The sequence below is a fragment of the Paractinoplanes tereljensis genome, from assembly GCF_016862435.1.
GTDB lineage: Bacteria > Actinomycetota > Actinomycetes > Mycobacteriales > Micromonosporaceae > Actinoplanes > Actinoplanes tereljensis.
Genome location: NZ_BOMY01000033.1, coordinates 357,621 through 380,356, shown reverse-complemented (window position 1 = coordinate 380,356; position 22,736 = coordinate 357,621). Strand labels below are relative to the sequence as shown.

The window sequence follows — 22,736 nt, the reverse complement described above, 5'->3', positions numbered from 1 at the left end:
CGCTAGAACGGGTGCGGGTCGAGGGTGCGGTGCAGGTAGCGGCGCTCCCGCAGGGCCTCGACGGCCGGGTGGGCCGCGCCGAGCACTCGGGCCAGCCGTTGCAGCACGTCGTTGTAGTCGTCCGGCGCCGGGCCGTAGAGGTCACGGCGCAGCAGAACCAGGTTGGCGGCGCAGCGGACCGCGTCCGGGTGCTCCGGGCCGATGATCCGGTCGACCCGGGCCGCGACCGGCTCGAGCAGTTCGAACGCCTGCGGCACGGCACCCCATTCGGCCATGAAGATGGCCTGGTTGATCCGGGCCGCCAAGGTGTACGGGTGTTCCAGTCCCAGCACCACCTCCAGCGCGTCGGCCGCCCGCTCGGCCAACTGCCGCGCCACGTCCAGGTCCTGCATGGCCCGGACCACCGCGGCCTGGTTGCTGACGCAGATCAGGGTGTACGGGTGCTCGTCGCCGAACTTCTCCCGGTAGCGCTGCTCCACTTCGATCAGCTCGGCCCGCGCGCTGGCCGGTTCGCCCACCGCGAGCAGGTTGACCGCCCGGCTGAGGCGGCAGGTGAGCGTGGCCGGCGCGTCCGGACCGAGCAGATCGTTCAGGTTCTCGTAGGCACGTTCCAGGTGCTCGGCCGCGTCGTAGGCCCGCCCCGCGCTGCGCTCCGACACCGCCAGGTTGGTCATCGCGGTGAACGTGCTCGGCGAGTCGTTGCCGCTGGCCTGCTGGTGCCGGCCGTAAATGTCGCGCAGCAGGGCCAGGGACTCCTCGTACTCGCCGGCCTCGCGCAGGTCCCGGCCTAGGTTGCCGCCGGAGATGAGGGTGAGGATGTGCAGGCGGCCGAGAACCATGCTGGTCCGGGCGAACACCTGCCGGTCGCGGTCCCGGGCGGCCCGGAAGTCACCGGACAGCCGCAGCGACACACCCAGGCTGTTCTGCGCGTTCAGGCTGCGCGGGTGGTCCTCGCCGAAGTTGTCGGTCCAGGCCGCGGTGGTCTCCTCGTCCAGCTTGCGGGCGTCGGCGTAGCGGCCGAGCGCGCGCAGGTCGGCACCGAGGCTGCCCGCGGTGATCAGCGTGTGCGGGTGATGCTCGCCGACCAGGATTCGCTGCTCGGCGAGGGTGGCCTCGTCCAGTGACCGGGACCCCTCGAAATCGGCCACGTCCCGCAGGATGTTGGCCACGTTGAACCGCAGTTGCAGCAGCTGCCGGCTCAACACGTCGCGCTCGGCGGGGTCGGCGATCGACTCGCGGAGTCTTTCCCACCGGCGGACGTAGTCCTCACCGATGCGACGGCCGTCGCTGAAGCCGCCGGAGAGTCCGATGTAGCGCACCCGGTCGATGATCAGCTTGCGGACGCTCTCCACCCGGGACTCGGCGACCCGGGCCACCTCGATGTGCGGCCAGATCCGGCGATAACGCGGCCAGTTGGTGGTGTCGTCGACCTCACCGGACGGGCGGGCCGCCGCGAGCACCAGGTGGACCTCCCGCCGGGCCTGGTCGCGTTGCTCCCCGGTCATCCGCTGCCGCACGACGTGCTGCACGATCCGGTGCACCAGGATCTGGCCGCCGCCGACGTCGACCTTGAGCAGGGCCAGCCGGTTGAGGTCCTGGACCAGTTTGCCCCGGTACATCGAGTCGGCCACCTCGGGATCGAGGCTGTGCAACAGTCCGGCCATCCGGTCGCCGTAGACCAGGTCCAGCGGGACCTCGGGCGCCATCACCGAGCAGAGCTGCAGAAGGCGGTACGCGGCCGGCGAGCGCTCCTGGAGCCGCTTCAGGGACAGGTCCCAGATGGGTTCCAGGTCGGCCGGGCCGTACTCCTCGAGGTAGCTGAGGTACTCGGCGACCGGCTTGCCGGTATCGGCGAGCCAGGCACCGGCGGCGGCCACCGCGATCGGCAGGTCGCCCAGCGCCTCGGCCAGCCGGCCGGCGTCCTCGGTCCGCATCGTCGGCACCCGCCGCCGCAGGTGGACGATGCTCTCCCGGCGGTCGAACACGTCCACCGGAATGCTCTCGATGTCGGCCCAGTTGGTGACCCGGGACGTGATGATCACGTGACCGCCGGGGCCGCTGGGCAGGAACCGGGTGACCGTGTGGACGTCCTCGGCGTTGTCGAAGATGACCAGCCAGCGGGGCAGCGACGCACCACGCGACAGCGCCTGCAGGACCGCGCGGGCCTGCTCGGCGATGCTGCCGCTGCCGGGCAGGCCGAGTTCCCGGCCGAGGTCGGACAGCTGGGCGTCGATGAACGTCACCGGATCCGAGTTGATCCACCAGACGAAGTCGTAGGCGTTGCGGAAGCGGTGCGCGTACTCCATAGCGACCTGGGTCTTGCCGACACCACCCATGCCCTGCAGCGCGACCGACACACCGGAGAGCACCACCGGGTTGCTGGAGTCCTCCAGTTGGGTGCGCAGCTTGACCAGGTCGTCCTCACGGCCGGTGAACTGAACGTTGCGGATCGGCGCGTTGAACAGCACCGTCGCCCGTCCCGGATAGCGCAGTCCGACCCGGGCCCGGTCGAACCCCTCGTCGGAGTGCCCGACCAGCTTGAGCAGCCTGGTGACGGCCTCCTCCTCGGGCTGTCCGACCAGGAAGGTCGATCCGCCCTCGGCGTGCCCGCGCAGCGGCCGCACGTCGGCCACGTAGACCAGCAGCGGCGGGCTCTGGTCGCTGTCGAGCTGCCGGGCCGGACCGGCGTTGGCCGGCGAGACGAGGATCAGTGGCCGGCCGTTCGGCATCGGCACATTGTCGGCGTCGATCCCGAGGGTGACCAGGTTGACGGTGATCCCGGCGGTGCGCAGCACCTGGGCGATCCACTCGGCCCACAGCCGGTCCTCGATCGCGTGCCGCAGGGCCACCGTGGTCTCCGGCAGCACCGACTGACGCACGAACCGGGCGGCGATACGCTCGCGCAGCTGCTCGTCCATCGGCGGCAGCCCGGTCACCTCGCCGTCGGTGATGTACCCGGCGATGGTCTCGTAGGCGGCCAGCAACGAGGTACGCGAGCCGGGCCGGTCGCCGAACGTCGCGAGGGTCTCCTCGTAGGCGTAGTAGGGCTGGTAGGGAACCTCGACGGTGGACCAGTAGGCGTCCCGCGCGGCCGGGCTCGGGGCGCTGGGCAGGTCGGCGAAGCGCTGCCGCGCGGCAAGCCGGCCGGCGTCGGCGCGCTTCTTCTCGGCGAGGTCGACCCGCATCGGCACCGGCAGGATGCGGATGTCGCGGCGGCCCTTGAGCCGGGTGACGTTCGCGGCGACCGTGGCGGCGCCGTCGATGCCCTGCTCGCTGAAGGTGAAGCAGTCGACCAGGATGTCCGGCATGTGGACGGTGCAGATGCCGGCCACGTCGCTCCAGCCGGTGCGGCTGTCGATCAGCGCGTAGTCGTAGTGCGCCCGCATGTCGTCGCGCAGCGCGTCGAACAGCTGACCACCGCCGTACCGCTCGTAGAACTCGTCCCAGTCCCGCTCGTAGATGCTGCGCGCGTAGTTCTGGTCCTGGCTGCCGGCGCGCAGGAAGTCGATCCGGCCGTCGCCGGGGAAATGCGGCCAGTTGATGGTGAAGGCCTGCTGGCTGACCCGGGCGAACTCGCGCTGCCAGTCGTCCGGGCGCTGTTCCACGTCGCGCATGGTCTCTTGCTCGTACCGGCGGACCAGCTCGACGACGCCACCGGACGAGGCGAGCGCCCCCGGGTCGATGAACGGCCGGAAGAAGCGGTGCAGTCCGGGCGAGTCGAGGTCCCAGTCGGCGACCAGGACCCGCTTGCCGTTGGCGGCCAGGATCCAGGCCACATTGGCCAGGGCCATGGTGCGGCCGGTCCCACCCTTGTAGGAGTAGAACGTGACGACCTTGCCGCCGGTCTCCTCAAGCATCTGATCCCTCTCCCCCGGCGATCCGCGGCAGGGCGCGGTCGGCGCCCTTGGGCAGGAAGACCGGGGCGTTCTTCCGGTACACGGTGCAGGCCGTATCGATGATCGACGGGAGCCGGTCGACCAGCCGGGCGATGTCCACGATGAGCGTGATCCGGCTCAGGGCCACTCCGGCGGCTGTCAGCGTAGCGGTCACCGCCTGGTGGAGCCGGGCGCCGCGCGTGGCGTACTCCGGATCCTCGTGGTCGGCGACCAGGAGCACGGTCGCCCAGGCCGGCAGTCGCTCGGCCAGCTCGCGCAGCCGCTGCCGGCCGGCGGTGGTACCGGCCAGCCACGGGTCGATCAGCACCAGGGCGGCGCCGTCGCCGAGGTGACTCAGGTCGGTGGCCCGGTCGGCGATGCGGGCCGGCTGGCCCAGCCGTTCGGCCACATTGGCGACGTACTCCGCCACCGGGAACTTCTGCACCCCGCGGTACGGGTTCCAGCTGCGCGGGGTCGGGCCGTACGGTGCCGCGGTGCGGCCGCTGGGCCGATCGGTGCGGGACGGGGCAAGCACGCCGACGGTGAACTGGATCTCGGTGGACCGGGCCGGCTCGATCTCGATCTCGTCGATGGCGACGGCCGGCGGTGCCGGCCTCGGCGCGATGGCGGCGGCCGCGACGATGTCCTTGGCCAGTCGTTGTACGACCGTGCGGTACTGCCGGCGGTACATGGCGAGCCGGGCCATCGCCTGCAGGCCCTCCTCGGCGTACTCCGGAACCCGGGCACCGAGCCGTAGCGCCGCCGCGCGTTCGGCCTCATGCTCCCAGCGCGGCCACGGCACCCATAGCACCGGCAGGACGAACTGCTCGGCGGCGGCCGCGTCGCCGAACCGGCCGGTGAACGACGCACGTTCGCGGAGCGGCCAGGACTTGTTGAAGTAGCCGGGCGAATAGAGCGCCACGAACACGTCGGTGACGCTGAGAACGCCGGAGAGGGTCGATTTCCAGTCGGTCATCGGGTTGACCAGGTCGTCGTAGTAGCCGACCGGGGTGACCGGGTCCACCTTGACCAGCTTGGCGACCTCGGCCGACAGCTCGTTGAACAGCTGGCCGGCCCAGTGATCGGTGTCGGGCCGGTCATCGGCGCGCAGGCGCACCGAGTGCCCGTAGGAGAGGTAGAAGTAGTAGCGCGACGTCACGGGCCACCCCTCTCGAACGTGGTGTGCAGGTCATCCTCGCGCTCCAGGTACAACGGGGGCACCCAGTAGCCGCGGCGAATCCGCTCCACGTGCTGCGCGATCCGCCACACGATCGCCTGATAGACGTTCTCCTGGCCGGTCTTGAGCAGGCCGAGCAGGCCCTCGGCCAGGTAGGCGGCCCGGTCGTCGGCCGACAGCCGGGTCGGGATGAAGTAGTTGACCTCGGCCACCACCGGCGGGATGCGGCCGGTCATCGGGGTCCACAGCACCGGGATGATGGCACTCTCGGCCGGGTCGGCCTCCGGGCTGCGGGGCTTGACCTTGCGGCGGGCGAACAGGTCCCACTCGCGGGCGCACCATTCACTGTGGTGCAGGTAGGGCACCGACAACAGGCAGATGAACACCTGGCAGGTGCCGGCCGCGCGCAGCAGGCGCTCCCGCCACCGCTCGCCGCCCTCGCCGGCCACGTCCAGGAAGCCGGGATCGCGGCCGGGCACCGAGCCGATCAGGTCGTTGACGTCGGCGGTGAGATCGTCGAAGAACCGGGTGACGAACCGGTTGGCCTCGCGGGGCAGGCCGACTCCCTGCATCGGCGGCTTGGGGCGCCAATAGCTCAGGAAGAAGACCGGCGCGGCCGGATCCTCATTCTCGAACGCCTCGGTCACCCGCTGTGCCCTCGCCTCCCCAGAACTGAGCAACATCAGTCAACCACGCGTGGGCAATCGGTCACGACCAGCCGTCGGCTGTCTCGGCCATCCGTCCGACGAACTGGCGGCCGGCCCCGGTGAGCAGATCACCGGTCCGCAGCCCGGCGAGCGCGGCGACCGTCCAGTCGCGATACATCAGGTAGTACTCCCGGGCGCCGGGCAGGCCCCGCTCGGTACGGCGGCGCCACATGTCGGCGATGGCCAGATGGGCGTACGTGCCCTGCAGCGCCGCCTCGACCGGGCGCGGGTCGGGTCGCCAGCCGACCCGCAGGGTCTGGTAGACGGCCCGGTCCGGGACGAGGTCGACGACGTCGAGGACGGCGCCGAGTTTGGTGTGCTGGAACTCGTGCACGAGCATGACGGCCATCGCGGCCGGGTCGCCGGTCCAGGCGATGCCGAGTGCCCCGAAGGCGTGCCGGGACGTGGCGCTGCGCAGGGTGCCGTCGGTCGCGGGGATCAACGGGGTGATCGCCTTGACGCCCCGGCGCAGCCCGGCGACGTGTCCGGGTGCGTCCCGCCGTACCCACTCCCAGGCCTCGGTCAGCACCGTCTGCCAGGCGGTCACGTCGGTGTCCGGGCCGGCCACCGCGTACTGCCCGTACCGGCTGCGGTACGGATCGGTGTCCTCCAGCCGCACCGGCACCCCACCGAGGTCGACGAACCGGGCGGCGGCCGGCCGTTCCACTTCGGCCGCGAGCAGGCCGAGCCGCCCGTAGTCCGGGTCGGCGTTCTCCTCGTCCAGGCAGGTCACTGCCCAGGCCCGGACGAAGGGTGCGCCGATGGCGCGGTTGAACGCCTCGGGCGCTCGCCGTTCCAGGTCGGGCAGGGTCTTCCAGTCACCGGCGAGCGACGCCACCTCGCTGACCAGGGCGCGGTTGATCGCCAGTTCGGCGTCGACGAGCACGCCGACCGCGTCGGCGTCGCCGAATCCGTATCCCAGCTGGTCGAACACGTCCGGCGGGAGGGGATCCAGGTCGCCGGTGGGTGCGGGCCGTTCGTTGACGGTGATGATGACCTCCTTGAGGTCGTCGCAGTAGACCGACGGATTGTCGAAGCCGTTGACCGCCCGGTAGCGGTGCGCGGTGAGCCCGCCACCGCACTGGCGCACCACCGCGCACACCTGGCAGGTGGCGGACAGTACGGCCAGCCCACCGCGACGGCGACGCATCGCGGGCAGTCCGGTCACCTCGTCGGCGGAGGCGGAGAAGACGTCGAGTCCGGTGGCGCCGCCGCCGTCCGTGGTGGTCTTCATCGAGTCAGGTTCCTCCCAGGCGCCGTCGGTCTCGATCACCACGATGTCGCCGGGGTCGAGGCCGAGCGCCTCCGTGCCGCTGGGACCGCCGAGGCCGAGGGATCGGATCGAGTCGAACATCCGGATCGGCACCGGCCGGCCGGCCGCGACCCAGCGTTCGTGCACGGCGAGGAGCCAGGCCGCGTAGTCGCCGGGTGGGGGCCGGTCGTCCCAGGTGGCGTGCGGGAGTAGTAGGTCGATCCGGGGTGGCTCCTGCGCCATCAGGGCGTCGTGGACGGCGATCGGGTCGGCGGTCACGTCCACCGTGCACAACAGCCCGGCGTACAGCGGGCGGTATCGGGGTTCGCGCAGCAGCGCGAGAGCGCGCAGGGTCTGCGGGTGGCTGGTCGCGCCGGTGCGGAACCGGCGATGCAGGTCGTTGGCGGCCCGGTCGCCGTCCAGTGAAACCCCCACCTTGACCCGGGCGGCGAGCAGAACATCGGCGGTCGTGGCATCCAGGCGTACGCCGTTGGTCTGCATACGCAGCCGCAGCTCGCACGCCGCGCCGATGGTCTCCCGCAGTTCGGTGAGCACTTCGCGGAGACGCGCCGCGCCGAGCAGCAGCGGTTCCCCGCCGTGCAGAACGACGGACACCGAGGCGAGGTCGTGGTCACGGGCGTGCTCGGCGATCCGGCCCGCCGCCGCCCGCACGGTCGCCATGCTCATGACCGGCGGCCGCCCGCGCCACGATTGGTCCCGGTGCTCATAGATGTAGCAGTGGTCGCACGCCAGATCACAGCGACTCGCGACCTTCAGAACGAAGTGGCGCAACGGACGCCACGGGATCTCCACCCCGGGTCAGACCGAGGACTGGAAGGCGGGGGTCACCTCGGGGCGGTCACGCCTGGTGACCCGGTGGACGATCAATGCCGACGTCGCGCGGTCGATCCGGTCGATCGGCTTGCGGCGTGCCTCCTCGAGCGGCGCCGGAGTCTCCGAGGTGGAGCGTTCCACGTCTTGTCCCCCAAACGACCGCTCAGGTACGGCCGTTGCGAGCATAGACAACACTCGAGGTCATGTCACGGCCACCGTTGGTGATCCGCTTGGCACGCGGGCCCCGCCGCGGGTCGCGCCTATTCCAGCGGCCACCACCAGAGTGACGCCGGCTACGCCGGCCATCCCCGGGATCTGGTGCAGGCCGACGGCCCCGATCAGCAGGGCGAAGGCCGGCTCCAGCGCCATCAGCGTGCCGAAGGCGGCCGTCGTCAGGCGGCGCAGGGCGAGCATCTCCATGCCGTACGCGATGAGCAACAACACGCCGAGCAGGGCTCCCCGCAGAAGTTGCGGGGCGGTCAGATCGACCAGTGTGGACGGACCGACGGTCAACGTGGCCACCAGCGCGGCGATCGGCATCGACACCGCCAGGCCCTTGAGTCCGTCGACCCGGTCGCCGACCTTCTGGGTCAGGACGATGTAGGCGCCCCAGCAGACGGCCGCGCCGAGCGCGTAAAGAACCCCGAGCGGATCGGCCCCGCCCTCCCACGGTGTGGTCAGCAGCAGGACGCCGGCCGCGGCGCAGGCCGGCCAGATGAGGCTGCGGCGGTTCTGGGCGACGGCCACGCCGAGCGGGCCGAGGAACTCGATCGCGCTGGCAGTGCCGAGCGGCAACCGGCCCACCGCCGCCATGAACAGGATGGTGGCCCCGGCGGTGGCGACCCCGAGCAGCGCGGTGGCGCCCAGGTCGCGCCGGGTGAAGTCACGGGCCCGGGGGCGGATCAGGATGAGCAGCAGCAGGCCGGCCCAGGACAGGCGCAGCCAGGCAGCCCCCTCGGCGCCGATCTGGTCGATCAGGCCGACGCTGGCCGCGATGCCGGCCTGCACGGTCAGCATGGCGGCCACGGCCAGTGCGGTTCCCCTCGTCATGCCTTCGGTTCTACGGGCCCAGACTGTTCGCGTCCACGTGCCGATACTGGACATACCGTTCGGGGTTTCCGCACAATGTCCGGGTGGAGACGCGCAGGCTGCGGTTACTCGTCGAGCTCGCCCGGCTCGGGTCGATGCGGGAGGTCGCCGAGGCGATGGAGCTCACCACCTCGACCGTGTCGCAACAGCTCGCGATCCTGGCCCGGGACACCGGCGCCACCCTCGTCGAGCCGGACGGGCGGCGGGTGCGGCTCACCCCGGCCGGGCGCCGGCTGGCCGCGCACGGGGTGACCATCCTGGCCGCGGTGGAGGCGGCCCGCCTCGACCTCGACCCGGCCGCCTCGCCGGCCGGGGACCTGCGGGTGGCCGGGTTCGCCACCGCGATCCGGCGCACCCTGCTGCCGGCCCAGGCCCGGCTGGCCCGCGACCACCCCGGGGTGCGGCTGCTGATCCACGAGCACGAGCCGTTCGAGGCGTTCGCGCTGCTCGACTCCGACGACGTCGACCTGGCGCTGACCTACGACTACAACCTGGCGCCGGTCGCCTTCCCGGACCGGTACGAGACCCGGCCGCTCTGGACCGTGCCGTGGGGGTTGGCCGTGCCGGCCGGGACGGCGCTCGCCGACGCGTGGGGGCGGGACTGGATCGTCAACTCGCGCAATACCGCCGACGAGGAGGTGGCCCGCACCCTCGCCGCGCTCAACGGGTTCACACCACGGATCGTGCACCGCTGCGACAGCCTCGACCTCGTGCAGGACCTGATCGTGGCCGGGCTCGGGGTGGGGCTGCTGCCCGCGGCCGAGAGCGTCGTCCCGGGCGTCGAGGTGCTGCCGCTGCGAGCCCCGGTGGTCGAGCTCCGCGCGTACGCGGTCAGTCGCCGCGGCCGGACCGCCTGGCCGCCGCTCGCCCTGGTGATCGGCCTTCTTCGCTCATGAGCGAAGACGCCGGGCCGATAGGTCCGACCATGCGTTTGCTTCCCGCGGCTACCGCCGCACTGGTCCTGCTCACCCCGGGTGTCGCGGTCGCCGCGCCGAGCTCGGCGAAGACCGTGCGCTACTCCGCGTCGGCGGCCGACATCCCGAATCCGGGGCGCGGCTTCTTCACCTACACCGAGACGCACCTGGCCGCCGGGACCGCCTACACGCCGCTGGTCGCCGAGGCCGGCCACACCGTCGTCTACCGCATCTTCTACCTTGAGAAATACCGGGACGTCGATACGATTTCGGTGGCCGATCTGGCGCTGATCCGGGCCGACTTCGCGGCGGCCCGGACCGCCGGGGTGAAGCTGGTGGTCCGGTTCGCCTACACCTCGACCGACGACGGCGACGCGCCACCGGCCCGGGTGCTCAAGCACATCGCCCAGCTCAAGCCGATCCTCACCGGCAACGCCGACCTGCTGGTCGCGGTGCAAGCGGGCTTCATCGGCACGTGGGGCGAGTGGTACTACTCGCGGAACTTCCCGCTCACCGACACCGCCGGGCGCCAGCAGGTGCTCAACGCGCTGCTCGCCGCCACCGCGTCGACGACGCCGGTGCAGGTGCGCACGCCGCAGTACAAGCGCACGCTCGCCCCGGCGGTCGCGCGCGTGGGCGTGCACGACGACTGTTTCCTGGCCGGCACCGACGACTACGGCACGTTCACCGCGGCCGACGACCGGGCCTGGCTGGCCGCGCAGAACATCCTGGTCGGCGGCGAGACCTGCGACCCGTCCGAGCGGTCCGGCTGGGCCGGCGCGTCCGCCGAGCTGGCGGCCTACCACTGGACCTACCTGAACCCGTCGTTCAACGCCGACGTGCTGGCCTCGTGGGGCGATGCCGGGCTCGCCACGGCGAGCCGCCGGCTCGGCTATCGCCTTCGCCTGACCAGCGCGATCCTGCCGGCCACGGCCAAGCGAGGCGCCTCGGTCTCCGCACGGATCACCCTCACCAACGACGGGTACGCGGCCCCGGCCCAGAATCGCCCGGTGCGCCTGATGGTGGGCGGCACCGCGGTCACCGTGCCGGTCGACGTGCGCACCTTCACGCCCGGGAAGTCGGTGACTTTGACGGTCAGCTTCCAGGCGCCGGCCCGCGCCGGTTCGTACCCGCTGTCGCTCGCCCTGCCCGACCCGTCGGCCCGGCTGGCCAAGACCCCGGCGTACGCGATCCAGCTGGCCAACACCGGCGTATGGAACGCCGGTGTCAACCAGCTCGGAATCAGTTTGCGGGTCGGCTAGCCGCCGCCACCGCGGTCCGCACGGCCTCGGCGCTCGCCGGGGTGCCGATCGGGTCCTCGAAGGTGCCGTAGGGCGGGCCGTACGCGGGCTGGCCGGGCTCGACCCGCCAGCTCTCGCTCAGCGGGCCGACGTCGACCGCGTCGTAGCCGATCGCGTCCAGGAACGCCGTCGCGGCCTGCTTGGCCTCGGCGTCGTCCCCGGCGATGGTCAGCGAGGTGCGGTCGTCCGCGCCCTGCGGGCGGGCCAGGTTGCCCAGGTGCTTGAAGAAGATGTTGTTGAACACCTTGACGACCTTGGCCGCCTTCAGGTGCTGCTGCTCGACCTCGGCGCTGGTCAGCCGGCCCTCGTCGATCTCGGCCACCTGCCCGTCGCGCTGCGGGTAGTAGTTGTCGGTGTCCAGCACGACCTTGCCGGCCAGCTCCTCGACCGGCAGCTTGCTGTGCGCGTGGAACGGCACACTGACCACCACGATGTCCCCGGCGGCCGCGGCCGCGGCCGCAGTGGCCGCCCGCCCCTGGGGTCCGAGCTCGGCCACCAGGTCGGCGAGGGTCTCCGGCCCGCGCGAGTTGCTCACCACGACGTCGTAACCGGCCTTCGCGGCCAGTCGCGCCACGGTCCCGCCGATCTGCCCACTACCGATGAATCCCACAGTCGTCATGCCTGTGGGCAACCCCGGATCGTTGGTTGCCATTTCGTGACGCCGGTTACGTCCAGGGCCTGTCCTAGCCGCCGGACAGCAACGAGCCGGTGTTCAGGTCGACCACGATCGGGGCGAAGTTGAAGCAGCCCACGGCCAGCAGGTCGCCCGCCACCGACATGGCCGCCGGCACCGGCGTGAGTGCACGTTCCCACAGCAGCGTGCCGGTGGTGTCGAAGGCGGACAGGGTGCGGCCGGTGCGCTCGGCCACCACCACCGCGGTGTCGTTGTGCCAGGCCAGGATCAGCGGGGCGGGGGTCGGCACCTGGCCGGTCCACCGCACGTACAGATCCTCGTTGTGGACCTCGAAGAAACCGCCGTGGTGGGCCACCGCCAGGGTCTGGCCAGTCGGCGACCAGGCCGCCGCGGTGATCGGCTTGAACTGCTGCGAGCCGGGCCGGCCGGGCTGCAGCAGCGGGCTGGTACGGCGCAGCGTGCCGTCCTGGTAGGCGCCGTGCAGGATGTCGTCGGGGGCGGCGTGCAGGGCCAGGCAGGCCGACGGGCGGCCGAGGATCTGGGCGTGCCGCACGCTGGTCTCGACGTTCCAGACGCTGACCACGCCGTCGGCCGGGGCGGACGCCAGGTAGCGGCCGTCCGGCAGCCAGGTCAGTGGGGCCGGGCCCGAGGTCGGCGACCGCAGCGACAGCAGGGCGGTCGGCGGTCGGTCACCGTCGAGCTCCCAGACGGTGACCCGGCCGTTCGTCGACAGGGTCGCCAGGATGCCGGTGGTCACCGGATGCCACGCGGCCGCGACCACGCGATAGCGGTCACGGAGACGGGTGAGCAGTTGTGGTCGTCGGGGGGAGTCGACGGTCCACAGTTTCAGGTCGCCATTGGGAGAGGTCGTTGCGAGCAGGCGGCCGTCGCCGCTGAAGGACGTGACTGTTGCCAGAGATTGGGTGCCGATTTCTGATCCCCAGATTACGAGCCGCCGCCACGGCAAAATGGCCCGAACGAGGTGCAAAGCCATATTCGAGTATGGATACCTCCATAGCAAGAGCCGGAGCGATTTTTTGTGAGCGAATGCTCACGCTCCGCCCGGCGGCTGCGGCACCGGGGGTGACCAGCGACGGCGCCGGGCGAAGCGGCGGGACTCTGCGTAGGGCGTACGGCTAAGGGGTCTGGAATTTCTCGAAGAAGACGACCTCGTCGAGCGGCCGTCGCTTCGGCTGGGACCAGCGGCCCTTGGCCGGGTAACCGAGCGGGATCAGAGCCATCGTCAGCGCGTCGGCCGGGAGGCCCAGCAGGTCGCGGACCTCGGCCTCGTGGGCCATGTAGAGCGTGGTCAGGGTGGTGCCGATGCCGTGCGCCCGAGCGGCCAGCATCAGCTGCTGAACGGCACCGTAGATCGACGAACCCAGCCGCGGGTTCTGCGACTTGGCCGCGCCGAGCAGGACCGGGAAGATCCAGACGGGCGCCTCGGCCAGGTGGTTGGCCAGGTGATCGGCGGCGTTGAAGCTGGCCGCGCTCATCCCCTCCGGGTCGGCCAGGATCTGCTCGCGGCGCGACCCGTAGGCCTTGTTCCAGCCCTCCAGGTAGTACTCGGCGATCTTCGCCTTGACCTCCGGGTCGCGGACCACGATCCACGCCCAGCGCTGGGAGTTTCCGCCGCTGGGGCCGCGCACGGCGGCGTCCAGCAGCTCTCGGATGATCTCGTCGCTGATCGGCTCGGGCGACAGGTAACGGCGGGCTGGGGTGCTGTGCAGGGCGTCCTGCACGGAGAGCGGTTCCGGCATGGCCGGACCCTACTTCTTCTTCTTGCCGGAGGTGACGGCGAGGGGCTTCGGGTACTTCTCGTTGAAGTCCTTGATGATCGGCATGCCCACGTGCACCAGGTCGCGGGTGCGGTGCACGACGTCCTCGGGGGTCAGCGGGTGCTTCGGGGCGGGCAGCTGGGCGGCGATCGAGCCGGTGAAGATCAGCAGGTCGTTGACCGAGCCGGGGAAGCTGCGGCACAGCTCGACGGCCGCGCGCAGCTGCGACTGCGGCACGCCGGCGGTGTACTCGCGCATGCCGGCCGCCCAGGACACCGGGTGCACCAGGTAACCGGCCGGCAGGCTGCCGGCGCCGCCGATCGGGGCCAGGGCGCCGGCCCGGTCGGCCGCGGCCGGCTTGGTGTTCAGCACCATGTACATGGCGCCGGCGCCGAACAGCAGCAGCGGGATCATGATGGCCGCGCCGGGGCCGACCCCGGCCAGCAGCAGGCCCACGAACACGACGGACAGGATCATCGCGCCGGCCATGTACTCGCGGACGCCGTCGCGGGCGGCGCCGGCCTCCGCGTCGGAGGCGCACCGGCGGATGAGGCCTTCCAGTACCGGGTCGGTGGGCCGCCACTTGTCGGCCCGGATCGGCATTTCACGGAGGGTCTGCGGCACCGTCGCTGGTCCTTTCTCACGCTGCTCAGGAGGTTGCCAGCGGTATCGGTAATCGACGGGGCCGGTTGAGGATTCAGCCGGCCAGGGCCGCATAACGGCCCCCGGCGCCGACCAGGGCGTCGTGGGTGCCGGTCTCCAGGACGCGGCCGTGGTCGACGACCACGATCTGATCCGCGTCGCGGATGGTGGACAGGCGGTGCGCGATGGTGACGGTGGTGCGGCCCCGGGCCAGCTCGTCGAAGGCGCGCTGGACGGCCCGCTCGGTCTCGTTGTCCAGGGCGCTGGTGGCCTCGTCGAGCACCAGGATGCGCGGGTCGCGCAGCAGGGTGCGGGCGATGGCGATGCGCTGCTTCTCGCCGCCGGAGAACCGGTGCCCGCGCGAGCCGACCTGGGTGTCGTAGCCGTCCGGCAGGGCGGCGATCCGGTCGTGGATCTGCGCGGCCCGGGCGGCCGCCTCGATCTGCTCGTCGGTGGCGTCCGGGCGGGCGTAGCGCAGGTTCTCCCGGACGCTGGTGTGCAGCAGGTAGGTCTCCTGGCTGACCACGCCCACGATCGCGGTGAGGTCGGCCAGGGCGAGGTCGCGCAGGTCGACCCCGTCGATGGTGATCCGGCCGGCGGTCGGGTCGTAGAGCCGGGCGATCAACGCCGCGAGGGTGCTCTTGCCGGAGCCGGTCTCCCCCACCAGGGCCAGACTTGTGCCGGCCGGGACGTCGAGGCTCACGCCGGCGATGGCGGCCTGGTCAGCGCCGGGGTAGGCGAAGGTGACGTCCTCGAAGCGCAGGTGGCCTCCGGGGTCTTTGATCTTGCGTGGTGACGCCGGCTCCTGGATGTCGACAGTGAGGTCCAGGTACTCGAAGATGCGAGCGAACAGAGCGAGCGAGCTGGTCAGCTGCACACCCACGTTGAGCAGGCCCATCAGCGGGCGGAACAGCCCGGCCTGCAGGGCGGTGAAGGCGACCAGGGTGCCGATGCTCATCGTGCCCCGGGTGAACGGCAGGCCGGCGGCCAGGTAGATGACGGCCGGGATGGCGGCGAAGACGATCGACATGGACGCCATCCGCCAGCGCCCGGCCAGCTCGGACCGCAGCTCCAGGTCGATCAGCCGGGTCGACGAGCCGGTGAACCGCTCGATCAGGGCCGGCGCGGTGCCCATGGTCTTGGCCAGCTGGACGCCGCTGATCGAGAGGCCCTCCTCGATCGTCACGTTCAGGTCGGCGAGCTCGCGCTGGCGCTGCGCGGTGATCTCGCGGCGCATCTGGGCGACCCGCCGGGACAGGTAGATGGCCGGCGGCAGCACGATCACCGAGACCAGGGTGAGCTGCCAGGACAGCGCGGCCATCGCGACAGCGGTGGCGACCGCGGTGGTGAGGTTCGACGCTATCGAGGTGGCGGTCGAGGTGACCACGGCCTCCATGCCGCCGATGTCGTTGGTGATGCGCGACTGCACCTCGCCGGTGCGGGTGCGGGTGAAGAACCCGATCGACTGGCGCTGCAGGTGGGTGAAGACGTCGACGCGCAGCCGGTGCATGACCTTCTGGCCGACGGCGGTGGAGATCCAGGTCTGCACGACGCCGAGGGCGGCGGTCACCGCGGCGACCGCGACCATGCCGATCACCAGCCAGACCAGCAGCCGTACGTCGGCGTGCGGCAACGCGTCGTCGATGACGGCGCGCAGCAGGAACGGGGAGGCCATCGCGACGATGGACGAGACCACGATGATCAGTACGACGATGCCGAGTGACACGCGGTGGGTGGTGAAGAGGGAGCCGATGCGGCGCAGCGACACCTCGCGGGCCTGTGCCTTCTCGGCGGCGGTGGGTTTCTTTCCGGATGGGCGAGCCAAGTGCGTCTCCTGTTCGTCAGTATATTACTGAGGTTACCTCATCTTGAGGTAGGAACAGGAGTTGCTGCTAGCGTATTCCGGGTGGAGATCGAGGACAGCCTCGCGGAGGCGTTCTGGGCGGTGGCCCGGCGGTTGCGGCACCGCACCCGGGTGGCTCTGGAACCGTGGGACCTCTCCCCCTCGCTCGCCCGCGCGCTGAGCGTGCTGTCCCGGCACGGCGACGTGCGACTGAGCACGCTCGCCGACCACCTGCGGATCGCGCCGCGCACCGCCACCGAGGTCGCCGACGACCTGACCCGGCTGGGCCTGGCCGCCCGGCTGCCCGACCCGGACGACCGCCGGGCCACGTTACTGACCCTCACCCCGGCCGGGTCCTCGGCGGCGGCCGAGATCCAGGCGGCCCGGCTCGCCGAGGGCGACCGGTTCTTCGCCGTCCTGGACGACACGGAGCGAGCCGACCTGTCCCGGCTTATGCGGAAGCTTTCATCCGGCTGATCGCCGTCGCGCACGCGGCCGAACCGGCCGCGCACAGCAGGGCCAGGGTCAGGAACGACGGCACGTCGACCCCGAAGACCCGGTCGAGAAGACCCAGCCCCAGCAGCGCCACGATGCAGACCGCGAAGGCGACCGCGGACAGGTGGGTGAGCACCCCGGACACCGGCGCCGCATGCGGGCGGATGCCGCCGGCCGGGATCCGCATCGACTCGGCGAAGTCGTCGGTGATCCGCACCAGCGACTCGGCGTCGACGATGCTCTGCTCGGCCGTGGTGATCCGGCGCAGCTCGGTCTCGGCCCGGCCATGGCCGGGTTCGAGGTGCAGGGCCCGGCCGTGCGCCTCGCGGGCGCTCAGCGGGCGCCCGGCGGCGAACAGCGCCACCCCGTGCGCGACGTGCAGGTCGGCGTCGTAGTGCGCGAACTCCGCCCCGGCCGCCATCACCCGCTCGGCCTCGGTGACCCGGCCGGCCGCGAGCAGGGCCCGGCCGTGCCGCTCGATCAGGCGCGGGTTACCCGGGTCCTCGGAGCAGCCGGCCGACGCCGCGGTGATGGCCATGTCGTGCCGGCCGGACGCGGTGTAGGCGGCGCTCACCCAGTACAGCGCCTCGACGCCGTTCGGCTCGAGCTGCAGGGCGTGCCGGGCCGCGTTCAACGCCTCGGCCGGCTGCCGGAGTTCCAGGTGGGCGCGGGCCAGCAGCAGCCAGGCATCCACGTTGCCGGGCTGCTCCCCGACGACGGGAGCGAGCAGGGTCGCGGCCTGGCCGGCCCGGCCGCTGGTCAGCAGCGAGCCGGCCTGATCGAGGAGGAGTTCGGTATGCACGAGGGACACGTTCGGCGGCCGGACCACCGACCCGCGAAGATCATCGGGAGCGCTCCGGTTGCCTCTGGTTGCGAATGTGGTCCACGTCACCGGGACGATTCTCAACCGGCGGGTGCGGCCAACCGATGCAAGCGGTTGCAAAACCGGAGCGAAGGGAGACCACGATGAGCATGCGAATCGGGAACACCGACGGCACCCGCTGGGAATCACACATCGCCTCGATCCACCTGACCACCGACTGGCGGCGGCTGAACGCCGACGCCATGGCCGGCGCCGACCAGCGGGTGATCGCCGCCGACAAGGCCGCGATCGTCGAGAGCCGGCACGAGTACGCCCAGGTGCACGGACGCACCCGCTTCGATGTGACGGTCTGATCTACCCCATCTCCCATCGGCCCGATAGAGTGACGGCCATGGATGAGGTGGGGTACGACGAGCGGCGACTGCGGCAGTGGACGGCCGGCCAGGCCCGCGGGTTCTCCCGGCGGGACTTCCTCGCCCTGAGTGCCGTCCTCGGCGGGGTAGCGGCCCTGCCCGCGTCGGCGGCGGCCGCGGCCGTCGGCCCGATCGTCAAGCCGCTGCCGCCCGAGCTGTTCACCGTCTTCGGCACCAACGCCGAGATGCGCTGGTCGGCGCTGCGCGATCAGGGCTTCCACGTGCCGATCGACCGGTTCTTCGTGCGCAACCACACCAGCACCCCGATCATCGACGGCGCGGCCTGGCGGCTCGAGATCTTCGGGGCCGGGCTGCGCGGCGGGCCGGTCACCTTCGGTCTCGACGACCTCAAGCGCTTCCCGGCCGAGAGCCACTCGGTGGCGGTCGAGTGCGCCGGCAACGGTCGCAGTTACTACACCAAACAACAGGGCCAAACCGTTTCCGGTACGGCGTGGGGGCTCGGCGCGGTGGGCGTGGCCCGCTGGCGGGGCGTACGCCTCGGGCACGTCCTGCGCCGGGCCGGCCTCGCCCCGCACGCCGTCGACGTGCAGCCCGAGGGCCTGGACCCGCACTACGTCACCGGCGGGGTCGACCTCGGCCCGGTGCGCCGCCCGCTGCCGATCGGCAAGGCCCTCGACGACGTGCTGCTGGCCTACGAGATGAACGGCGAGCCGCTGCCGGCCGACCACGGTTACCCGGTGCGGGTGATCGTGCCGCACTGGATCGGCATCGCCTCGATCAAGTGGGTGGGCCGGATCGAGGTGTCCGCCGAGCCGCTGTTCTCGCCCTGGAACACCCAGTTCTACCGACTGTTCGGGGAGGGCTACCCGGCCGAGGGGCAGCCGTTCGACCGGCAGGTCATCAAGAGCGCGTTCGAGCTCGACCCGGGGGCCACCTTCCCGGCCGGGGTGCGCAGCACGCTGCGCGGGCGGTCCTGGTCGGCGAGCGGGCCGATCCGGCGGGTCGAGGTGAGCACCGACGGCGGCACGACCTGGCGCCGGGCCCGGCCGTTCGGCCCGGTCGGCGGAGCCTGGCAGCGCTGGGAATTGGACTGGAAGCCGGCCGCCGGGTCGCACGAGCTTCTCGCCCGGGCCACCGACGTGCGCGGCAACACCCAGCCCGACGTGGCCCGGCACAACACCCTGGGCTACCTGTTCGACGCGGTGGTGCGGGTGCCGGTCACCGCAGCGTAACCAGAGCGCCGAGGATGGCCTCGATCGCGGCCAGCATCTCCCGGGTGCGCGGCCGCAGCTCGGCCAGGGGTTCGATGGCCGAGTCCAGGTCGTCGTCGCGGGCCGCCCGCTCGAGCCGGTCGCACACGTCAGCCAGGTCCTGCGCGCCCAGGTTCGCGGCCACCCCCTTGAGCTGGTGGGCCTCCTCGCGCAGCCGGTCCACGTCGTCCATCGCGACCGCCTGGACGATCTCCTCGACGTGACCGGGGGCGTGCGCGCTGAGCCGGCGTAACAGCGCGGCCAGCTCGGCCGGGCCGAGCGCGGCACCCGCCCCGCGGAGCAGGTCGAGCCGGGCCTGGATCTGCTCCCGTACGCCCTTGCGGGCCCACCGCCCCAGGGCCTTGGCCATCCCGGCCGGCATCAGCGGCTTGGCGATGTGGTCGTCCATCCCGGCGGTCAGGCAGCGTTCCCGGTCCTCGGGCAGGGCGCCCGCGGTCATCGCGATGATCGGCACGTGCCGGTCGGCGCCCTCGGCCCGGCGGATCGCGGCGGTCGCCTCGTACCCGTCCATCTCCGGCATCAGGCAGTCCATCAGGATGGCCTGGTAGTCCCGGCTCGCCGCCATCCGTACCGCCTCCCGGCCGTCGCCGGCCACGTCGGCGGTCCAGCCCAGGTTGGCCAGCATGCCGAGGGCGACGGTCTGGTTGATGTCGTTGTCCTCGACCAGCAGCACGTGCCCGCCGCCGGCCGGCAGCTCCACCACGGTGTCCTCGACCGGGTGGGGCGGCCTCCCGGCCGGGTTCACGGCCGGCCACAGCGGCACGGTGAACCAGAACGTGCTGCCCTTGCCGGCCTCGCTGGTCAGCCCGATCTCGCCGCCGAGCACCCCGACCAGCTCCCGGCTGATGGCCAGGCCGAGCCCGGTGCCGCCGAACCGCCGGGTGGTGCTCGCGTCGGCCTGGATGAACGGCTCGAACAACCCGGCCTGCTGGTCGGCGTCGATCCCGATGCCGGTGTCGGACACCTCGAACCGCACCGGCACCCGCCCGGCCGGGAAGTCGCCGGCGGCCGGAGTGGCGGTGACCGTGACCCGGCCGCCGGCGGTGAATTTGACCGCGTTGCCGGCCAGGTTGAGCAGCACCTGGCGGAGCTTGCCGGGGTCGCCGCTGACCGGGGCGACCAGGTCCGGGTGGCAGCGGGAGGTGACCACCAGCGACTTGGCCCCGGTGACGTCGGCGACCAGGCCGACCACCTCGTCGAGCAGCCGGCCGATCTCGAAGTCGGCCCGTTCCAGGACGACCTTGCCCGCCTCCAGCTTGGAGAAGTCGAGCACGTCGTTGATCACCGACAGCAGGGCCACCCCCGCGTTGTTGATGCCCTGCGCGTAGCGGCGCTGAGTGTCCCTGAGGTCGGTGTTGAGCAGCAGGCCGGACAGGCCGATCACGCCGTTCATCGGGGTGCGGATCTCGTGGCTCATCGAGGCCAGGAACTGCGACTTCAGGTGCGCGGTCTCGACCGCCTGGTCGCGGGCCTGGGCCAGGGCCTGTTCGGTCTGCCGGCGGGCGGTGATGTCCCGGGCGAACGCGTGGAAGGTGGACCGGTCGTCGCGGCGGACCCGCCACATGGTCAACTCGATCGGCAGGTGGGTGCCGTCGGACCGGACGGCGGCCATCTCGGTGGGCCGGTCGAGCAGCCAGTCCCAGCGCCCCTCGAGGACCCGGTCGAGGGCGCTGCCGTAGGCGCGGGGCAGGATCGTGTCCACCACGTGCCGGCCCAGCACCTGTTCCCGGCTCCAGCCGAAGACCTGCTCGGACTGCCGGTTCCACTCGGTGATCAGGCCCCGGTAATCCATGCTGATGAACGGGTCGCTGGCCGCCGTCATGATCATTTGGAACTGCTCGCGCTCGAACCGCAGCCGCTGCTCCGCCTCCACCTCGGCGGTGATGTCGTGCGAGATGGTCGAGGCGCCCACGATCATCCCGCTCGGGTCGCGGATCGGCGCCATGCTCAGCGACACGTAGATGGTGGTGCCGTCCTGGCGTACCCGCCGGGTCTCATGGTGTTTGATCAGTTCGCCCGATCGCACCCGGGCCAGCAGGCGGCGTTCCTCGTCCGGCTTGTCGGCGGGCAGGATCACCGTGACGTCCCGGCCGATCATCTCCTCGGCGGTGTAACCGTAGAGCCGGGCCGCGCCCGGGTTCCAGGTCAGGATCGTGCCGTCCAGGGTCTTGGAGACGATCGCGTCGCTGGAGGCGGCCACGATCCCGGCCAGCTGCGCGTCCGACTGGGCCTGGGCGATCCGGTCGGTGACGTCCCGCACGGTCGCGAACACCACCGAGCCACCCTCGCCGTCCACCGCCGCCATGCTGATCTCGACCGGGCACTCGGTGCCGTCCCCGCACAGCGCGGTGAGCCGCAGGCCCTCGCCCACCGTCCGCGGGCCGGGCGCGGCCTGGAACTCGCGGCGGTACCGGTCCCGCTGGTCCGGGTGGATCAGGTCCTCCACCGCCATCCCGACCAGCTGGTCGCGCCGGTAGCGGAAGACCTGCACGGCCCGCGCGTTGGCGAGCAGCACGACGCCGCCGGCGTCGATGCAGATCATCGCCTCCGGCGAGGCGTCCAGCAGGGCCTTGAACTTGCCCTCGGCGACCCGCAGCTGGGTGATCTCACTGCTGACCCCGCAGACCGCGTACGCCTGGCCGTGCTCGTCGCGCAGCGCGAAGACGGTCTTCACGAACGTCCGGTTACCGCGCTCGACCTCGAACACCAGCGGCTCGTCCGACTCCACCACGAGCCGGTCCCGGCGTTCGATCTCGGCCAGCTTCTCCTCCGAGTGGATCTCCCGGTCCAGCCGGCCGGCCGCGGTGCCGGGCGCGATGTCGTACATCTGCTCGAAGGCCGCGCTGGCCATCCGGTAGCGGCCGTCCAGGCCCTTGATGAAGAATGCGGTCGGGGTGTGCCGCATGATCGTGGCCAGCTGGGCGTGCCGGCTCAGCTCGACCCGGGCCGCGCTGCCGGCCGCCTCCATCCGGGCCGCCCGGGAGCCGGTGACCAGGCTGACCAGCACCACGAGGGCCACGTTCACGGCGACCAGCACGGCTCCCCGGTCGCCCGCGTCCACCAGCCAGCCGGCCACCGGCAGCGCGATCATCGCGGCGGCCAGCACCCGCCGGGTCATCATGGCGCTGACCGTGCGGTCGCCGAGCACCCAGACCAGGCCGGTGCCGGCCGGGGCGGGCAGCAGCGCGGCGGCCGCCGCGATCACCGCGATCGCGGTGCCGAGCGGCAGGCTGCGGTAACCGGGCAGGGCGGGCGCCTGCAGCAGCCCGCTGTAGATGGTGAGGACACCGATCACCCCGGCGCAGATGGCGGCGGCCTGGCCGGTCGCGACGGCCCGCGGCCGGTCGCTGCCGAGCAGCTCGGCCTGGCCCACCGCGAGCAGCAGGAACGCGGCGATCGCGGTGGGCGGCAGGTCGAGTCCGGCCTGGGTGCCCGGCGCGGTTCCGGCCAGCACCGACCCGATCGCGACCGCTGCGGCCAGGGCCGGCAGCATGGTGGCCCGGCGGCGGCGCGGCCCGGCGAGCCGGGCGTGGCCGATGGTTCCGGCGCCGAGCAGCAGCAGGCAGAATGCGGCGGCGCCCGGCCCGCTTTCCTGCGCCAGGGCCGCGAAGATCAGCATCGCGGCGCCGATCAGCCCGGTCAGGGCACCCATCGACTGCGAGAAGATCGTTCCGAGCCGGGACGCCGGCCGCTCGGCGGCACCCGGGGCAAGGGACATATATCCGGA

18 protein-coding genes are annotated in these 22,736 nt (G+C 71.9%); 5 read left to right on the top strand and 13 right to left on the bottom strand.

The annotated features are described in order from the left end of the window. Nucleotides 1–2 precede the first annotated feature (2 nt). Genes fxsT through Ate02nite_RS24505 form a run of 6 tightly spaced genes read right to left on the bottom strand, consistent with a single transcriptional unit; the run spans nt 3 to nt 8,895 of the window. Nucleotides 3–3,857 carry an FxSxx-COOH system tetratricopeptide repeat protein gene (fxsT, locus tag Ate02nite_RS24530; RefSeq protein WP_203809419.1) on the bottom strand — a complete coding sequence of 1,285 codons (3,855 nt, stop codon included), beginning with the start codon at nt 3,855–3,857 and terminating at the stop codon, nt 3–5. Further along, nucleotides 3,850–5,034, bottom strand: a complete 1,185-nt coding sequence (fsxC, locus tag Ate02nite_RS24525) for an FxsC protein (RefSeq protein ID WP_203809417.1) — start codon at nt 5,032–5,034, stop codon at nt 3,850–3,852. The genes fxsT and fsxC overlap by 8 nt, the downstream gene beginning before the upstream one ends. Continuing rightward, nucleotides 5,031–5,735, bottom strand: a complete 705-nt coding sequence (locus Ate02nite_RS24520; protein ID WP_203809415.1) for a TIR-like protein FxsC — start codon at nt 5,733–5,735, stop codon at nt 5,031–5,033. Before Ate02nite_RS24520 ends, fsxC begins: the two co-directional genes overlap by 4 nt. A 25-nt stretch (nt 5,736–5,760) precedes the next feature. Then, the gene (locus Ate02nite_RS24515) at nt 5,761–7,824 is read right to left on the bottom strand and encodes an FxsB family cyclophane-forming radical SAM/SPASM peptide maturase (RefSeq protein ID WP_203809413.1); all 2,064 of its coding nucleotides are present in this window, start codon (nt 7,822–7,824) and stop codon (nt 5,761–5,763) included. Between the two features lie 6 nt (nt 7,825–7,830). Next, nucleotides 7,831–7,986 carry a hypothetical protein gene (locus tag Ate02nite_RS24510; protein WP_203809411.1) on the bottom strand — a complete coding sequence of 52 codons (156 nt, stop codon included), beginning with the start codon at nt 7,984–7,986 and terminating at the stop codon, nt 7,831–7,833. A gap of 60 nt (nt 7,987–8,046) precedes the next feature. Continuing rightward, a complete protein-coding gene (locus tag Ate02nite_RS24505) occupies nt 8,047–8,895 on the bottom strand; it encodes an EamA family transporter (RefSeq protein ID WP_203809410.1) in 849 nt (282 codons plus the stop codon). 83 nt (nt 8,896–8,978) lie between these two features. On the opposite strand from Ate02nite_RS24505, the gene Ate02nite_RS24500 reads away from it, so the two are divergent. Beyond that, complete coding sequence (locus Ate02nite_RS24500) at nt 8,979–9,830, top strand: LysR family transcriptional regulator (RefSeq protein WP_203809409.1); 852 nt, start codon at nt 8,979–8,981, stop codon at nt 9,828–9,830. A 29-nt stretch (nt 9,831–9,859) separates the two neighbouring features. Continuing rightward, nucleotides 9,860–11,110, top strand: coding sequence for a DUF4832 domain-containing protein (locus tag Ate02nite_RS24495; protein WP_203809408.1), 1,251 nt, complete (start codon nt 9,860–9,862; stop codon nt 11,108–11,110). Here the strand turns inward: Ate02nite_RS24495 and Ate02nite_RS24490 are convergent. The 5 genes from Ate02nite_RS24490 to Ate02nite_RS24470 all read right to left on the bottom strand — a co-directional run bounded on the left by Ate02nite_RS24490 (nt 11,091) and on the right by Ate02nite_RS24470 (nt 16,028). Further along, nucleotides 11,091–11,801, bottom strand: a complete 711-nt coding sequence (locus tag Ate02nite_RS24490; protein WP_354262516.1) for an NADPH-dependent F420 reductase — start codon at nt 11,799–11,801, stop codon at nt 11,091–11,093. The two genes, Ate02nite_RS24495 and Ate02nite_RS24490, sit on opposite strands and share 20 nt — an antisense overlap. 31 nt (nt 11,802–11,832) lie before the next feature. Next, nucleotides 11,833–12,564, bottom strand: coding sequence for a WD40 repeat domain-containing protein (locus Ate02nite_RS24485; RefSeq protein ID WP_203809406.1), 732 nt, complete (start codon nt 12,562–12,564; stop codon nt 11,833–11,835). Nucleotides 12,565–12,919: 355 nt separating this feature from the next. Beyond that, a complete protein-coding gene (locus tag Ate02nite_RS24480; protein WP_203809405.1) occupies nt 12,920–13,543 on the bottom strand; it encodes a nitroreductase family protein in 624 nt (207 codons plus the stop codon). Nucleotides 13,544–13,552: 9 nt separating this feature from the next. After that, entirely contained in the window at nt 13,553–14,185 is a 633-nt protein-coding gene (locus Ate02nite_RS24475) for a hypothetical protein (protein WP_203809404.1), read from the bottom strand. A gap of 73 nt (nt 14,186–14,258) precedes the next feature. After that, the gene (locus tag Ate02nite_RS24470; RefSeq protein ID WP_203809403.1) at nt 14,259–16,028 is read right to left on the bottom strand and encodes an ABC transporter ATP-binding protein; all 1,770 of its coding nucleotides are present in this window, start codon (nt 16,026–16,028) and stop codon (nt 14,259–14,261) included. 87 nt (nt 16,029–16,115) lie between these two features. Between Ate02nite_RS24470 and Ate02nite_RS24465 the strand changes: the two genes are divergently transcribed. Then, nucleotides 16,116–16,523, top strand: a complete 408-nt coding sequence (locus tag Ate02nite_RS24465) for a MarR family winged helix-turn-helix transcriptional regulator (RefSeq protein WP_203809690.1) — start codon at nt 16,116–16,118, stop codon at nt 16,521–16,523. Here the strand turns inward: Ate02nite_RS24465 and Ate02nite_RS24460 are convergent. Continuing rightward, nucleotides 16,498–17,343 carry a tetratricopeptide repeat protein gene (locus tag Ate02nite_RS24460; protein WP_203809402.1) on the bottom strand — a complete coding sequence of 282 codons (846 nt, stop codon included), beginning with the start codon at nt 17,341–17,343 and terminating at the stop codon, nt 16,498–16,500. The genes Ate02nite_RS24465 and Ate02nite_RS24460 overlap by 26 nt on opposite strands. Before the next feature lie 164 nt (nt 17,344–17,507). On the opposite strand from Ate02nite_RS24460, the gene Ate02nite_RS24455 reads away from it, so the two are divergent. Both Ate02nite_RS24455 and Ate02nite_RS24450 read left to right on the top strand, forming a co-directional pair. Then, entirely contained in the window at nt 17,508–17,717 is a 210-nt protein-coding gene (locus tag Ate02nite_RS24455; protein ID WP_203809400.1) for a hypothetical protein, read from the top strand. A 38-nt stretch (nt 17,718–17,755) separates the two neighbouring features. Further along, a complete protein-coding gene (locus Ate02nite_RS24450) occupies nt 17,756–18,970 on the top strand; it encodes a sulfite oxidase (RefSeq protein WP_203809398.1) in 1,215 nt (404 codons plus the stop codon). On the opposite strand, the gene Ate02nite_RS24445 is transcribed toward Ate02nite_RS24450, so the two are convergent. Further along, nucleotides 18,957–22,727 (bottom strand): PAS domain-containing hybrid sensor histidine kinase/response regulator, encoded by a 3,771-nt coding sequence (locus tag Ate02nite_RS24445; RefSeq protein ID WP_203809396.1) that lies wholly within the window; start codon nt 22,725–22,727, stop codon nt 18,957–18,959. The genes Ate02nite_RS24450 and Ate02nite_RS24445 overlap by 14 nt on opposite strands. Between the last annotated feature and the right edge of the window lie 9 nt (nt 22,728–22,736).